Source organism: Amycolatopsis sp. NPDC023774 (genome assembly GCF_040639695.1).
Taxonomy (GTDB): Bacteria; Actinomycetota; Actinomycetes; order Mycobacteriales; family Pseudonocardiaceae; genus Amycolatopsis.
This window is the reverse complement of record NZ_JBFAAJ010000022.1, coordinates 1-15280: the sequence shown is the minus strand read 5'-3', so window position 1 is coordinate 15280 and position 15280 is coordinate 1. Positions and strand designations below refer to the sequence as shown.

Sequence of the window (15280 nt, the reverse complement as noted above, 5' to 3'; positions counted from 1 at the left end):
TCGAGGAACGAGTCCAGGATCGCGAACGCGTCTGATCACCGTGCGCTCGGGTTCGGCAGCGTTGCCGGCGATCGCGCGCCTCCCTGACCTCGGGGACACCGAGTCGTCCATCATCCGCCCGTGGACCGGCCGAGGCAACCGCGCCGACGAAAACCCGGCCGGCGAGGACGCGCCAACCCCGGCACACCCTGATCCGAGAGACGGGGACCGCCCGGGGTGGCCTCCGATCGATGCCCGGTTAACCTGGCGGTTGTCACTTCGTGTTGCTCACGGCCCATCGACACATCTCGGCGGGGTCAGGCAAGTCGAGAAGGAGGAGGGACTCGTGACCAACCCATTGGTGGCCGCACCGGTGAGTTCAACGACCGCGTTCACCGGGATCCAGCTGCTGGAAGACGCGCAGTCGGTGAAGACCGGAATCGAGAGCGGCGACTGGGCCTCAGCGGTCCTGGGAGCCGCGGGAACGGCGATGGACGCGCTCGCGGTCGTGGCGGATCCCTTCGGCGCGATCCTGTCCTCGGGCGTGAGCTGGCTGATGGAGCACGTCGGGCCGCTCAAGGAGGCGCTGGACAAGCTCGCCGGCGACCCGGACCAGATCACCGCGAAAGCACAGACCTGGCAGAACATCTCCCAGGAACTCGCCGCCATTGGCGAGGACCTGACCTCGCTGGTTCAGACCGACCTCCAAGGCTGGTCCGGTTCCGCCGCGGACGCCTACCGCCAACGGGCCTCCGACCTGGCCGCGGTGCTCGGCGCCGCGAGCGAGGCTGGGGCCGGCGCGGGAACCGGAGTGCAGACCGCCGGTGAGGTCGTCGCCGCGGTGCGCTCGCTCGTTCGAGACACCATCGCCAAGGTGGTGTCCCACATGATCTCGTGGGCGCTGCAGGTGGTCTTCACGCTGGGCGTCGGTCTGACCTGGGTCGTGCCGCAGGTGGTCAACCTGGTCGCGAGGACCGCCACGCAGATCGCCGGTCTCGTCAAACGCCTCGTCAGCGCGCTCAAGACGCTGTCCGGGCTGCTGGGCAGGGCGAGCAAGGTCTTCGACGGCGTGTCGGACGCGCTGAAGAAGGTCAAGACCGGCAAGGTCTCGCCCCCGACCGCTCCGGGCAAGCTGCCACCCGGGGTCAACAGCTTCATCAAGCTCGGTGGCGGCGCACCCGGGGCGAGCAGGGCCGGTGGCCCCGCCGGCCACGCCGGTGGCGGCACCACCGCGAGCCACGCAGGTGGCGGTGGCGGCTCGCGGTCGCTCGACGACGACCTGCCCATCGCTCCCGATCCGCCGCCTCAGTCCGCGTACGGCAACCACCCGGCCATCCCGCAGTCCGCTCACGATCACGTGATCTTCGGCAACCTCAAGCCACCGAGGAAGCCGAACAAACCGTGGGGGTTCACCGGGGGCCACGTCCTGCACGATGACCTCCCGGCGGGCACCACCGCACACAACTCGGCGGCGGCCGGCGCCAACCCCAGCTGGCATGGAGCGGGGGTCACCGGGGTCAAACCACCGCCACCGGGGCTCGCGTCGGTTCCCGGGCCGGGGCCGTTCGGCTCGGTCCCTGCACCCAACGGGGTGTACCACTTGAGCAACCCGACGATGCCGCCCCCGCCAGGCCATATCGGTGACGCCGGGAAACCGGGCAGCACGATGTTCCCGCAGGGCATGAATCCGGGGCTGGTGCAGAACGTCGGAAACCAGGCGTGGAATGGTGGCGCGACCCACGGGCCGATGAACCCGGTCACCGGCCCGAACGGTGTGAAGCTGGATTCGCACGGCAACCCGCAAAGCTATACGTGGCAGGGTCACGGGCAGATCCCGTACACGCCCATCTGGGACGAGCGTCCCGACGGCACCTTCGGCCCCAACCACGGCAGTGGAGCCGGGAACCACCCGAACGCGGGTAGCACCATCCACGTATCGGGTTACGCGAACCCGGATTACTCCGCACCGGCACCCCCCGGCATCGCAGCACCTCCGGGTGGCACCGCCCCAGCGGTGATCAAGCCGGCAACCTACTACCCGGACGGCAGGAATTGACCACACCACAGCCCGACAGCCGCAGGGCGATCCGGAACCCCTGTGACCTTGACCACGGAAGCGGCGTATGACCAGCGCGATCACCTCCCCCTTCGACATCGGGGAATCGGTGTCGCTCGCGTTCGACGACCAGCGCCGGCTGCGGATCATGGTGCCGCGCGAACTGCTTCCGGTCGCTGCCTGGCTGTACACCGACGCCCAGCCCAACATCGCCGTGCTCGACCAGCTCGGTGCCACCCTGCAGCGGTGTCGCAGCGAGGAGCGGTCGCTGATCGGCAACGGCTGCCAGGTCGACTTCGTCAACGACATCGTGGTGCTGGAAAGCCGGTACGGCCGGTGGCCACGCAAGATCGTGCCGCAGTCGGTGTTCTGGCCCGTGCTGAACGGGCTGCGGTCGTTCCTCGTCGCGGCGGCCGCGGATCCGGCCCTGGCCCGGCCCGCGGACTATCCGCTGGCGGTCCCGCGCATCTTCGAGGAACGGCCGGATGGCGGGCAAAAGCCGTACTTCGTCGACTACACCTACTTTCCGCCGGAGTGGTCGGGCGAGGAGGTGCGTGCGGCGGGCAACGGCGCTTGGCAGTCACCCACCGCGGTCCGGGACCTGGAGACCGGCGTGTGGTCCGGGATGTGGCGGGGACTCGAGCTGGCCGGGTACTTCGATCCCGCAACCGGCGAGGTGCTGACCTTCTTCCCGGTCATCGCGCCGTAGCCGAAGCCACAGTACAATGCGGGTGCGCCGGCCCGGAGGTCGGCGCACCCGCTCATTCGGTGTCCGCTGCGGGCTGAACCGCAAAGGCGGTCTTGCAGCGCACCCCGTACCCGGCCTTCGTCAGGAGCGACAGCACGGTGCCGAGGATCAGCGGCTGCTGCAGGATCAGCTGCACCACCCGCGGCAGCACCTTCATCGTCGCGGGCGGCACGAACAGCCCGCCGATCGCGGTGGTAAAGGGGAAGCCGCGAGCGGTACGGGAGCGTCGGTCGTCGCCGTAGCAGCCATCACGCCCCCGCCGCCGCCGTGGAAGCGCCAGCTCGAGGACCTGGCCCGCGGACGTCGCCGGCGCGTTCTGCAGCCGGACGCGGTGCTCGGCGGAGACCAGGGGCCGCGGGGGCTCGCCTGTCGAACGGCCATCTTCTCCACCACCACGGTCATCTTCTCCACGGCGCTCGTGACGGTGACCCCGCCCGGAACGCCTTAGCGCGGATCGTCGCCGCGCGCGGACCCGGCGGCGGCGGTGGATGTGCATCGACCCGACGAGGTCGACTTCAGCGTCGGTGTGGTCATCGCGTAAGGACGGCCCGGCCCACCGTCCTAGCCCACCCCACCTCGCCCGCAAATTCGTCCTCGCCAAGCTCGCCGCACTGCAGGCCTCCAACGCGGGTCGCGGGGAAAAACGCGCTAGAAAAGCGCGGGGTTAACCTCCACGATGACGGAGACACCATCAAATAGGCCGCGTTTAATGCATAAAAGTCATTATGCATGAATAGATTTCGGGTGCTTGACTTTGTCAGACACCCGCATTCTACTCTGCAGGAGCACTTTGCTTGGAATCGATGTCAAATGAACCGATTGCCAAGGTTCTTGCATGCACCCCTTCGGAATTTTTCTGCCATTTCTATACCATTCGGGATTGTCGCGTAACACGCGAGCCCAGCTATATTCACAGCGAGTGGGCGCTACGGTGCTGTCTGCGGCACCTCATTGCCCTGCGCGCATCGGTTCTGACGGTCGATACCGACCTTGATGCTTCCGGGTCCTTCCACGCTTACATGGTCCCGGCAATTATCTCCATGCAGGGCAAGTCTGGCCGCCATACCACAGACAGCAAACGCGACCGCAAAGATCAGTACTGCCAAAGCCCACCAGATGATCGCAGGGCCGCTTGCGCGGCCCGGCAACTACCTGGTTTCCGAAACGCGTCGGGAGCCGGCTGCAAACATGGTTACCATGATCCTCCGGTGACCCCGTGTCGAGGGCGGACCGATTCCGCCTGTCGTCGTACCGTACTTCACGGTGTCGCATGAATGGCCGATAACGAGATCATTTCAAGTAGACCTCTGCGTATTGCATCAGATGAATCGGCGGTTCTCCTCCAGTGCCGAGCGGCGTTGCCCCCGAGGCTGGTACTAGAGCCGCCGTCTACCAGGCAATATGCGGTAGGCGAGGCGGTTATGTGAGCCATCGCCGAGGTCTTGACGTCTGCTGTTGAGCGACCTTCTGCCACCCGGCAACTGCACCCCGGATGACCCCCGACCTGACGGTCATGTCGCCGGGGCTCTGCAGGTCTAGCCGCTTCATCCGCAGATCGGCCCGCGGTCAGGAGCTCTTCGGGGGCGGCAGCGATGTAGGGGGCTGTGATCTGCGCCTCCGCTTCCTCGTCGTCGATCAATCAGCCCAGCGGTGCCACTGAGAGTCCATGTGGGCCGGAAGTCAGCCGTGGTCGCCGACGGGACGCTGGAGGAACTGGTGGACATCGCCGACGAGATGGCGCATTTGCTCGCCGGCCTCCAGGAGGACGGTCGCCGAGGCTGTCCAGTTGCCATCCTCATGCCGCCACGGTGTGGTGGTCCAGGTCAGGCCCACGTGTCCCCGAGAGCTGAAGACCGCGTCGATTCGCAGGTCGCCGTCCATGCTCGCCCAGGCGCGGGTTCCGTCCCAGCCGGTGAAGTCCCTGGCCAGGCCGTCGAGGAACGGGGCGAGGTCGCTGCCGCCCATGACCATCAACGGCACACCGCGCACCGTGGCCAGCAGCCCAGGAGCCCCGATCTGGGCGCAGGCCTTGATCGAGCCGTCGCCCCAGGGATCAGCGCGGTTCCACAGCCGCGCCCAAGTCCCATAGCCTGGGGTGCCCAGGGACACCGCTAAGCTCTCGTCTTCATCAGGGCCGTGCTCGCATTCCACTGCCGCATGGTATTCGCGCCTTCTGTCATTACGCGCGGCGTTTGTTCTACGGGGGTGGACGTGGGCACGACCTGCAGGTCCGGGTGCGCCGCGGCGGTGGCGGCGCTCCTGGTGCTGGCGGCCGGCTAGCGTAGGCGGCCCGGCCGGCAGGGCGTCAGCTGACCCACTCGAACAGCTGTGAGGCGTTCTCGAGGGTCAGCGAGCCCAGATTGCCCTTGCCGCCCGGGTTGTAGGTGACGTTGGAGCCACCGTAGTTGCTGTTGAAGTAGACCTTCACCACGTGGGCGGTGGTGTTGTTCCACGCCGAGCGGGCGTTGTTCTTCACGCATTGCCCCTGCCCGGCGCCGGGGCTTTTGAAGTCGTAGCAGCTCGGCTGGGTGCTGCCGTAGTTCGCGATCGACCCGTCGAAGTCCGATACCGAGCCGGTCGCGTCGGCGCCGTAATACAGGCAGAACTCGCCGAGCTCGCACACGCCGTTGCGCGCCGTCGGTGCCGCGCTGGCGGCGGGCGCCGCGGTCGCCAGCAGTGCGGCGGTCGCGCCGACCGCCAAGGCTGTCTGAGCCACGCGCTTCTTGATGTCCCTCAACTGGTCCCCCTCGATCGTCTCCCCCGGTGTCCCGGGCAGTTCGTTTCGCCCGGGCTTCGCCGCAGTTACGGCATCGCCGTCGCCGATTCTGCTGCACGGCGATCGGCTCGTTCAACCCTCTCCCCCTGAACGGTCTAGTACGGCAGCAATTGTCCGTAATGGACCGACTAGTGATACGGCGGTCCGAGGTCAGACGGGCAGGAACACTCGGGTACTGCCGGCAGCCACGGCGGTACAACCGTGCCACCACAACAAAAACCTGGCCCACCCTCGTAACTAGCTGAACCAAACTACCAGCTCGTACGGTCGCGGGCCATCTTCAGGGTAGAAGCTGCCAAGCTGCTCAACCATCGCGAGCTGCGAGACTGGGACAATCGGTGCGAGCTACTTCTCGAGGATGCCTTCGTCCGAGGAGACACCTCCATGTGTCTGCTGAACGATCAGGGTCTGATTCACGCGCTGCCTGATCGGCGGCCCTGCTCATGATGGGTTCGAACTCGATGGGGGCCAACCTGCCGAGTCGCTCCTGTCGTGGGCGACGGTGACGGGACCGATCGTCACCCTGTTCCGCCGGACGCCAACCACGCCGCCGGCAGTGGAGAGGCACGCGGCGACGGGTGCCTCTGGCGACGAAAGGTCGGAACTTCCATCGCCTGTGCGGCCACCTGACCTCCTGTCGCGGCCGACGCGGAGCACGCGGCCGCGGCCCGCCGCGCTGTCGCAATGCGGCGCCACCGTGCCGCTACGGGCGAAGCCTGGCCCGGTCCTCACCCGGATCACGGCGTGGCGGCGGGGGCGCGCAGCGGCCGAAACCCGGTGCGGGCGTACTCGGCCTCGACCGGGAACTCGTCGGTGCCGTACGGGTTTACGTGCGCCATCAGCGCCGGGGAGACGTGCGCGAGCAGGTCCCGATCGATCCGGCCGCGGCGCCCGCCCGGGTGCTCGAGCGCGAGTTCGAGGTAGGCGGTGTTCCAGGTGATGATCGCGTTGACCACCAGCGACAGGCACAGCGCCTGCTCGGTCTGCTGCTCGAGGTGGCGGCGCCGCACCGAGCCTTGCGTGGGCAAGAACAGGTCGCGGCGCAGCGAGTGCAGGCTCTCGCCTTTGTTGAGCTGGCGGGTGATCCGGCGCCGGTAGGCCTCGTCGGCGAGGTAGCGCAGCACATGGATGGTGTGCTGCAGTCCGCCGAACTCGGTGAGGGCCTGCGCGATCGCCGAGCGCCGGGAGGAGGCGTGCAGCTTGCCCACACCAGCGACGCGGTGGCGTGCCCGTACTTCAGCAAGGCCGCGAACCGGAGCATCTCGTCCCACTGCGACCGGATCAGCCCGAAGTCGACGGCGCCGGTCAAAAGCTTCGCCGCGTTCGGGAAGGCGGCGGCCAGGTCCTTGCGGGCACCGAGCCGATGCAGCATGATCCCGCCCAGGTCGCGGATGCGCGGGGACAGGATGAAACCGGTCCGCGAACAGGCTGAACACGGTCAGGGCCTGACCGGCGGTGTCGGTGGCGTGCTCCGTGATCGGCAGGTCGGTGTCGTTGCCGAGCAGTTCGTCCAGGACGTAGACGGCTTCGCGGTCGGTGACCGGGATGACCTTCGTAGCGTAGGTGGAGTGCTGGTCGGAGACGTGGGTGTAGGCCGAGACGCCCTCGTCCACGAAGTACCGCGACAGCGCGCGGGCGGTGAGGCTTTTGCCGCGCATGGGAAACCGCTGCCCGTCCGAGGAGGACATCGTGCCGCCGACCCCCACCGAGGACAGCGGCAGCGTGTGGTTGTGGTTGACCACGGCGGCGTTCGCCGCGCGCAGGGTGTCCTCCCGCAGGTACCACTCGGTGGTCCAGGCCAGGGTGTCGTAGGAGATGCCCGAGGCCTCGGCCATCGTGGGTGCTCCAGGCCGGCGAGCGCGAGAAGGTTGTCGCGCACTCCACCTGGTGGTAACGGCGCGGCAGGTGGGTTTGCCGGTGGCGCCGGGCCATCCGGACGAATCGTCGACGGAGGCCGCGCGATGCCACTGACCCGGGGCAACGACGACGGCGCGGTCAGATCCAGCCTCGTCGTGCCGCCTCAACCCCTGCCTGGAACTTCGTCGTCGCCCCGAGCTGCGCCATCACTGTCGCTATGCGGCGTGTCGCGGTGCGCGGGCTGACGCCGAGCTGCCGCGCCACCGCATGGTCTTTCAGGCCTGCCTTGAGCATGTGCAGCACCACCAGGTCGCCCTCGGTCGGCCCGCCCTCCGGACGCCGGTTCTGCTCCACGAGGGGTCTGGCCCGTGCCCAGAACGCCTCGAACAGCTCGATCAGGGCGTCCAGCAGTCCCGAGGGGTGCACCACGGCGAGGCTGTCGTACATCCCACCGACCAGCGGCACCAACGCCACCCTGCGGTCCATGATCCGCAGCTTGAACGGCAGGCTCGGCAGCATTCTGGAGTACTCCCCCAGCTCCGCCAGGCACATCACGGTCTCGAACCGGCCGGGCCGATGCATCGACTCGGGGCAGTACACAGACCGGACATCCACTCCCCGCTCCAGCATGGCCCGCGTCGCGAGCATCTCCGTCTCGTTCGAGTCCGGCTGCCCGTCGGCGTTTTCGAGGTAGGGAGGTTTGTCCAGCACCCACAGCGAGGTGCTGATCGAGCGGGTCAGCTCATCCACCCGGCGGTTGACCGCCGACCGGCCGGACAGCACTTCCACCAAGCTGCTCGGATCACTGCGCAACCGGCCCACCCGGTGCAGCTCGGCCAGATCGTCCACGACACCGCGAACCTGCGCGAAAGCCGCCTCCGTCGCGGCGCGGCGCCGGTTGAGCAGGGCCATCAGCGCCGACTGCGGCCCGACGGGGCGGTAGTGGCCATGGTCCACGCGCACCAGGAGCCCCAGCGCCTCCAGCCTTGCCACCGCGTGCCTGACGCGGGAGGACGGCGCATCGACACTGCCCGCGAGTTGCGTAATCGTGTCATCCGGTTGTGACAGAAATGTTCGGTACACCTGCTCGTCGAACTCGCTGATTCCCAGAGCGGCCAGCATCCGCGCTCCCCTCGTTGTCCTGGCGGTGGCGGAACCAGCCACCTGGCGAAATCAGCCACGATCTTCCTCTGGACAACTCACCGGCACAAGACGTTCACTTGTCCTCTGCTCTTGCGAAACTCTTGCACCCCAACGAATTCGCCCCAGTCCACGGCTGGGCGAGAGCTCGGTGGTGCCCAGAAAAAGGAGTGCAGTGCGTCTGCTCAACAGACTCCTCACCGCGGCGCTCGCGTCGGCGGCGGCGGGCGGTCTGGCCGTCATCCCCTCGGCGGCTTCGACCCCAACCCCGCTCACCTCGATGGCAAGTCCGGCCGCCCACGGCATGAAGTCGTGCCAAATCACCCTGCCTGGCGGGATTCCCGTCACGGTCACCGACACCGGCGGTCAGGTATCGACCCAGCTCGTCGGACGTGCCGCCGACAACGGCGTGCTCAGCTTCGATTCAGGGGGCCACGAGGTCATCCTGCCGATGAGCGTGATGCGCAACCCGGCCGGCGTCGACCTCGCCGCCTACGACACCACCCTGCTCGCGCAGCGGACCTGCGGGTACTCCCCGCCCGCCGCCGCCCGGCCGAATCCTGCCCCGGATTACCAACTCGCCCGGCTGACGCTGCGGCCCCTGGACCGCGACGGACGTCCCGCAACGGGCTGGGTGGTGCTGGCCAACGTGGACGCCACCGGCTCGGCCCGCGTCGCGGTCTGGACCGACGGCCCGCAGGGCGGCAGCATCGCCGTGCCCGAGGGACACTACGCCGCGCTCTTCGTGGACTCCGACTACTCGGACCCGAAGAACAAGAACGTGTCGTTCGTGGTCGACCCGGACTTCACCGTCACCGACGGCACCATCCGGACGTTGGACGCGCGCACCGCCACGGAGAAGATCCCCACCCCGGCTACGCCACGCCCCGCGATACTGCAGTCCACCGCGGTCAACTTCGCGCGCGGCTACGGAGACGGTGACGGCCCCGGCTACGCCGACTGGGCAAACTTCCTCGACCTCGGCTCCGACCCGGTGAACATGAAGATCAACCCCGTGGGACGGGTGGCGCATGGGAACCTCACGGTGAACCCGGCGTTCGAGTTCTCCGCACCGGCCGGCTCGCCCGAAGCGTACAGCTACCACATCACCGAACCGTTCGACCACGTGCCGGCCGCCTTCCCGACGACGGTCGACCCGGCCACCCTGGCGACCGTCGAACGCGGCTACGGTGCTCCGGGCACACCCGGACTGGCCGTGACCGCCACCTCGGGCGAGCCCGCCTGGGAGGCCCGCACCCGGTTCTTCGCTGTCCGCGGTGTCGATATGGTCCAGACCGGCGCCCGCCAGACGGAGTACTTCAGCACCGGGCCGGATTTGGTGTGGATGACCATCCTCGACGATCCGGGCTGGGCCGACCAGCTTGTCACTTCCCGGACCACGTATCTGCCCGGCAGCCACCAGAGCGAAGACTTCCACACCGGGGCCCAGCACCCGTCGGTCCCGCTCGAATCGGCCGGCACCCCGGTCGCCTGCGGCGCCTGCTCAAACGACAACAGCCTGCTGCTCAACATCGTGCCGCTCGGGGACAACACACCCGGCCACGCGGCGGACAGCGCGGCCGTGGCCGCCCCCGACTCGCAGACGTACACAACATCACTGACCCGCAACGGGCAACTGCTCGCCACCGGCGAAGTCTCCCCGACGGCGATCGACATCGCGGTGCCGAGGGGCAGCGCCACCTACCAGCTCCGCACCACGAACCGCCGGAGCATCGCCGCGCTGCCGCTGTCGACGACCGCCCAGACCACCTGGACGTTCACCGCGAACCCCGGACACGGTGGCCGGCTCCCGGCAGGGTGGATGTGCTCCGACGCCACGACGAACTGCACGACGATGCCGTTGCTGTTCGCGAACTACACCGCCGACGCCGACCTGCTCAACCAGCTCCCCCCAGGACAGCACAACATCACCTTGACCGTGACCGACCAACAGCACTGGATTGCGCCCACCGTGGCCGGTGCGAGCGTGTCGGTCTCCTACGACGACGGCAAGAGCTGGCAGCCCTTGCCCGTGACCGGCGGCGCCGGCAGCTTCCACGCGCCCGTCACCGTTCCCGCGGACACCAAGGGTGGCTACCTGTCTCTGCGGATCTCAGCCTGGGACCGCGCCGGCAACCGCATCGACCAGACCGTCACCCGCGCCTACGGGGTGCGCTGACCATGAGAATCGGAGTCACCATGGGAAGATCCGTCCTCCGGCGGATGCTCGGCGCCGCCGCGGTTGTGGTCGCGGTGGCGGGCGGGCTCACTACCGGTTCGGCCCTGGCCGGCACACCGGACGTCACCGCCCCGGCCGCCGCGCCCGATTCGGCTGCCGCCGTCGACGCATGCGCCGTCACCACCGCCCCGAACCGGGTCAGGTGCCAGGCCAAGGTCCGCCCGGGAAGTAGCCGCAAGGCAGCCGCGCTGGACACGCCCAACGGCTCTGCCGCACTGCCCGAGGGGTATGGCCCGGCCGACCTGCAGTCGGCCTACAGCCTCAGCGAGGCGATCGACGCGGGCGCCGGCGGAGACAAAACGGTCGCGATCGTCGACGCCTTCGACGACCCCACGGCCGAGGCGGACCTCGCCGTTTACCGCTCGACCTACGGCCTGCCCCCGTGCACCACGGCCAACGGGTGCTTCCGCAAGGTCAACGAATGGGGGGAGTCGGCTCCGCTGCCCCCGGTCGACGGCGGCTGGTCGGTCGAGGTGAGCCTCGACCTGGACGCGGTATCGGCCGCCTGTCCGGCCTGCCACATCCTGCTGGTGGAAGCAGCGGAAGCCTCGGTCAACCACACCGCGACCGCGGAGGACACGGCGGTGGCCCTGGGCGCCGACGCGGTGTCCAACAGCTACACCGTCCCTGAGAGCGGCTCGGTTCTGGGATACGCGTCGTCCTACAACCATCCCGGGGTCGCGATCACGGCGGCTACCGGAGACGCCGGCTACCAGCTGGTCGCGCCGTTCCCCGCCGACCTGACCTCGGTGACCGCCGTCGGGGGCACAACGCTCACCAGGACACCGGGCCGGCGCGGCTGGAGCGAAACCGCCTGGGCGGCCAACGGTGAGAGCGGCGCGGGGTCCGGCTGCTCAGCGTTGATCGACAAGCCGTCCTGGCAGCACGACCGGGCCTGTCCCGGCCGCACCATCGGCGACGTGTCGGCGGCTGCCGATCCCGCCACCGGATACGCGGTCTACGACACCACACCGAACCCGATCGGCGTGCCGTCCGGCTGGATGCTGATCGGCGGCACCAGCGCGGCGACGCCGTTGATCGCCGGGATCTACGCGCTGGCCGGTCACACCGAGTCCGTGCGCGACGCGTCCGGCCGGTACGCCCGGGCCGGCGAGTTCCACGATGTGGTAGGCGGCAACACCAGTATGCCGGGCACGTTCGCCGATTGCCCTGTCACGAGCTCTATGTGCACGGCGCTGCCGGGCTACGACGCCCCGACCGGCGTCGGCACGCCGAACGGCATCAGCGGGTTCTGACCACGGCCCGGCGGGCGACGACTCCCAGGATGGCCTCCCGGGGGTCGCTGCCCGCCGGTTCGAACGTTCCTGGCAGGGTGAATTGGTTCGTTCTGGGACAACGATGTGTCCAATCCAGGCAGTGTGTGCGGGCTGTCCGGGTGTTCGACGGCGTCGCTGGCCAGCTCGACGACGGCATGCTGCACGCGCCGCCGTCACCGCGCAGCGCGCGGCCGAAATGGCCCAGGCCGCCGCCCAACGCTCCGGCCAGCTCGAAAACGACGTGGTGGCGCTCAGCACCGAGCTCGAGTCCGCGCGCGCCGCGCTCGAACACGAGCGGCACCGCGGCGAAGCCCAGACCGAGCCGGCCAACCAGGCCGTGGCCGCGGCCGCCGAGGCCGGCCGGCACCTGCGCGCCCAGCGCATCGACAAGCTGCGGACCGACCGCGACCGGCGGGTTGAGCAGCTGCGCGAGATCCACCAGCAGGCCCTCGTCGCGGCCCGGGCCGACGATGAGCAGCGCCACGAGGCGGACGCGGTGCGGCCGCGGCGGCGCTGGAGGCGGTCCGCGCCGCCGCCGCGCGGGAGCTGGCCTCGCTGCACCAGCGCATCGGCGGGCTCGAACACCAGCTGGGCGACGTCACCGCCGCCCGCGCCACGGATACCGCGCGCTGGCGTGACGCCGAGCAGCTCCGCGACGCGCGGCCATCGAACCCCGCGTCAGCCTGCTCGACGCCCTGCGCGAGCACCTGTGGCTCACGGGCTCCAAGAAGGGGTGCGACCAGGGCACCTGTGGCGCGTGCACTGTCTGGGTCGACGGCCGCCGCGTGCTGGGCTGCCTGACGCTGGCCGTTACGTGCGAGGGCCGGGAGATCACGACGATCGAGGGCATCGCGCGCGACGGTGAGCTGCACCCGATGCAGCAGGCGTTCATCGATCGCGACGCGTTCCAGTGCGGGTACTGCACGGCCGGGCAGATCATGTCGGCGATCAAGCTCATCGAAGAGGGCAACGCCGAGGACGACGAGTCCATGGCCGAGCACATGAGCGGCAACATCTGCCGCTGCGCCGCGTACCCGAACATCCGGGCCGCCATTCGCGACGTCCGCGACCGCCGTCAGGAGGCCTGACGTGCGCCCATTGTCCTATGCTCGCGTCTTCGACGTCCGCAGTGCCGTCGAGACCGTGGCCGCTCACGAGAACTGCGCGTTCCTCGCGGGCGGCACCACGGAGGTCGACCTCGTCCGGCTCGGCGTCCACGGCCCGGACCTGCTCGTCGACATCGACGCGCTGCCGCTCGGCGAGATCGAGGAACTGCCTGGCGGGGCTTGCGGCTCGGCGCGCTCGCGCGCATGACCGACGTCGCCCGCCACCCGCTGGTGGCAGAGCGCTACGTCGCGGCGTCTCAGGCGTTGCTGCTCGGCGCTTCCGAGCAGTTGCGCAACATGGCGTCGATGGGCGGAAACCTGTGCCAGCGCACGCGCTGCACGTATTTCCGCGACAACCTCTCGCCGTGCAACAAGCGTGAACCGGGCTCCGGTTGCTCAGCGCTCGAGGGCGTGCACCGCGGGCACGAGCGAGCACTGCATCGCGACGCACCCCTCCGACGTGGCGGTGGCGCTGGTCGCGTTCGACGCCGTGGTCCGGACCACCGGCCCGGACGGTTCGGGCACCATCCCGATCGACGAGTTCTACCTCGAACCCGGCGACCAGCCGCACGTCGAGCACCCGCTCGCGCACGGCGAGCTGATCGAGGCGATCGACCTGCCCGCGTTGCCGATCGCGCGCGACTCCGTGTATTTGAAGTTCCGCGACCGCGAGTCGTATGAGTTCGCGTTCGTCTCCGTCGCTGCCGCGATCGAGGTCGAGGAGGGGGTGGTACGCGACGTGCGCCTCGCTCTCGGTGGCGTGGCGACCCGCCCGTGGCGGGCGCGGCGAGCCGATGAGGTGCTGCGCGGCGCGCCCGCAGCCCGCTCGTCGCCGCTCAGGCCTTCACTCTCACCACGGTTGATCTTGTCCTGCTTGACCCAGTTCGCCACAGTTCCAGCATGAATCCCCAGAGGTCGCAGCCAGAAGCTGATGGGGGCGCGGTCGTGCCGAACGCGGCCGTCCTGTCAATGACAAGAACGAGCTGCCCGCCCTGACCCGGGCAGCGCAGGAAGCCTTAGGACTTCGAACGGCTTGAACAAGACTGCCGCGACCGTCGGCGCACCCAACAGCCCCCGCAGTGAAGACCGGAGCCGGATTCCGATGAGCTGCGATCTCGGCGTCGCCGATCTCACCCACCACCCATCACGACGGAGTTGATCAAGATCATGAGCCATGTCAGGCCCATGTTGCTCGTGCTCGGCGCCATGGCGCTGCTCGCCTTCACCGCGTGCACCTCCGGTACGAACGGCACCATCGCCGTCCCCGCGCCGACCCCGGCGATCCTGTCCACGACTGCCGCGCCGCCTCAGCGGGCCGCGACGCTGCCCGGCGCGTTCGTGCTCACCGTCACCGTCACCGGCACCGGCATCGGCGGCGGCGGCGGCGGCGGACAAGCCAGCACCATCGACTGGGGCATCGGCGAGAGCCAGCACACCGACAACGTCCCGCTCCCCTGGACTGTCGTCGTCAACCCGAAGCCCGGCAGCCACAGCAGCCCGGCCCTCCAAGCCAGCCTCGTTCCTGGTGCCGTCGGCACGATCCGCTGCACCGTCACCCGCGACGGCCAGGAGCTGGCCACCGACACAGGCACAATCAGCGTGCTGTGCGCGCCGCAGTACCTGGTCAACCAGTGACGGGCGAGGATCTGGCCCCGGTTGGCCTGGCGCGCGGGACTGGTGATCGCCCCGCTGCTGGCGGTGTCGCTGGCGTCGATCGTCCTGGTCCCGCTCACCCGCCTGGAACCATTGTGGCGGCTGCTGGCTGCGGTCTGGATCTGCTGGGTCTGCGCGGGCGGCCTCATTGGCGCCGCCCGTCCCGATCAGTCGGCAACACCGCGGCTCAGCCGGGTGGCCATCGGCGAGTCCTCGCCGGTGAAGGTCAGGTGCTCCTTAACGAACTCCACCACCCCAACCGGACACCATGTCGCCGCATTTCGCCAGTGCTGACGAGTTCGGCCGTCGACTACCACGATCTCCGCGTGCACTCGGACAGCTCGGCGGGCACGTCGTGATTCCGGTGAGGTGGCGGTCCGCACGGCGGGAGCTCACCGTCGCTGTTACCGCGGTGGTGAGCTCCCGGGTCCTCGTGGTGGTTCACACCT

14 protein-coding genes and 2 pseudogenes are annotated in these 15280 nt (G+C 69.0%); 10 read left to right on the top strand and 6 right to left on the bottom strand.

The window, feature by feature from the left end; translation table 11 throughout:
- Positions 1-325 precede the first annotated feature (325 nt).
- Complete coding sequence (locus AB0F91_RS33170) at positions 326-2035, top strand: WXG100 family type VII secretion target (RefSeq protein ID WP_360603967.1); 1710 nt, start codon at positions 326-328, stop codon at positions 2033-2035.
- A 67-nt stretch (positions 2036-2102) separates the two neighbouring features.
- Positions 2103-2744: an EndoU domain-containing protein gene (locus tag AB0F91_RS33165; protein WP_360603965.1), complete on the top strand. Its 642-nt coding sequence runs from the start codon at positions 2103-2105 to the stop codon at positions 2742-2744.
- A gap of 52 nt (positions 2745-2796) precedes the next feature.
- Here the strand turns inward: AB0F91_RS33165 and AB0F91_RS33160 are convergent, their stop codons facing one another.
- The 5 genes and pseudogenes from AB0F91_RS33160 to AB0F91_RS33140 form a co-directional block, all read right to left on the bottom strand.
- On the bottom strand, positions 2797-2922 hold the full coding sequence (locus AB0F91_RS33160; RefSeq protein ID WP_360603963.1) for a hypothetical protein: 126 nt from the start codon (positions 2920-2922) through the stop codon (positions 2797-2799).
- Positions 2923-4463: 1541 nt separating this feature from the next.
- A complete protein-coding gene (locus AB0F91_RS33155; RefSeq protein WP_360603961.1) occupies positions 4464-4934 on the bottom strand; it encodes a DUF6228 family protein in 471 nt (156 codons plus the stop codon).
- 154 nt (positions 4935-5088) lie between these two features.
- Positions 5089-5499, bottom strand: a complete 411-nt coding sequence (locus AB0F91_RS33150; RefSeq protein ID WP_360603960.1) for a peptidase inhibitor family I36 protein — start codon at positions 5497-5499, stop codon at positions 5089-5091.
- Between the two features lie 797 nt (positions 5500-6296).
- Positions 6297-7394 (bottom strand): annotated as a pseudogene (locus AB0F91_RS33145) (transposase).
- 160 nt (positions 7395-7554) lie between these two features.
- The gene (locus AB0F91_RS33140) at positions 7555-8538 is read right to left on the bottom strand and encodes a hypothetical protein (protein ID WP_360603958.1); all 984 of its coding nucleotides are present in this window, start codon (positions 8536-8538) and stop codon (positions 7555-7557) included.
- A 193-nt stretch (positions 8539-8731) separates the two neighbouring features.
- On the opposite strand from AB0F91_RS33140, the gene AB0F91_RS33135 reads away from it, so the two are divergent.
- Together AB0F91_RS33135 and AB0F91_RS33130 are read left to right on the top strand one after the other, a co-directional pair.
- Positions 8732-10735 (top strand): hypothetical protein, encoded by a 2004-nt coding sequence (locus AB0F91_RS33135; protein WP_360603956.1) that lies wholly within the window; start codon positions 8732-8734, stop codon positions 10733-10735.
- A 20-nt stretch (positions 10736-10755) separates the two neighbouring features.
- On the top strand, positions 10756-12051 hold the full coding sequence (locus tag AB0F91_RS33130; protein WP_360603954.1) for a peptidase S8: 1296 nt from the start codon (positions 10756-10758) through the stop codon (positions 12049-12051).
- On the opposite strand, the gene AB0F91_RS33125 is transcribed toward AB0F91_RS33130, so the two are convergent.
- Positions 12038-12556: a hypothetical protein gene (locus AB0F91_RS33125; protein ID WP_360603952.1), complete on the bottom strand. Its 519-nt coding sequence runs from the start codon at positions 12554-12556 to the stop codon at positions 12038-12040. The two genes, AB0F91_RS33130 and AB0F91_RS33125, sit on opposite strands and share 14 nt — an antisense overlap.
- A gap of 181 nt (positions 12557-12737) precedes the next feature.
- On the opposite strand from AB0F91_RS33125, the gene AB0F91_RS33120 reads away from it, so the two are divergent.
- From AB0F91_RS33120 to AB0F91_RS33095, 6 genes and pseudogenes are all read left to right on the top strand, one after another.
- Positions 12738-13160 (top strand): (2Fe-2S)-binding protein, encoded by a 423-nt coding sequence (locus AB0F91_RS33120; protein WP_360604183.1) that lies wholly within the window; start codon positions 12738-12740, stop codon positions 13158-13160.
- Between the two features lie 10 nt (positions 13161-13170).
- A complete protein-coding gene (locus AB0F91_RS33115) occupies positions 13171-13386 on the top strand; it encodes a hypothetical protein (RefSeq protein WP_360603950.1) in 216 nt (71 codons plus the stop codon).
- Positions 13383-13451, top strand: a pseudogene (locus AB0F91_RS33110) (hypothetical protein); the annotation flags it as partial. The gene AB0F91_RS33115 and the pseudogene AB0F91_RS33110, both read left to right, overlap by 4 nt.
- A gap of 103 nt (positions 13452-13554) precedes the next feature.
- Positions 13555-14082 (top strand): FAD binding domain-containing protein, encoded by a 528-nt coding sequence (locus tag AB0F91_RS33105; protein ID WP_360603948.1) that lies wholly within the window; start codon positions 13555-13557, stop codon positions 14080-14082.
- A gap of 263 nt (positions 14083-14345) precedes the next feature.
- Positions 14346-14813 (top strand): hypothetical protein, encoded by a 468-nt coding sequence (locus AB0F91_RS33100; RefSeq protein ID WP_360603946.1) that lies wholly within the window; start codon positions 14346-14348, stop codon positions 14811-14813.
- Positions 14814-14834: 21 nt separating this feature from the next.
- Positions 14835-15125, top strand: coding sequence for a hypothetical protein (locus AB0F91_RS33095; RefSeq protein WP_360603944.1), 291 nt, complete (start codon positions 14835-14837; stop codon positions 15123-15125).
- The last annotated feature ends 155 nt before the right edge of the window (positions 15126-15280 follow it).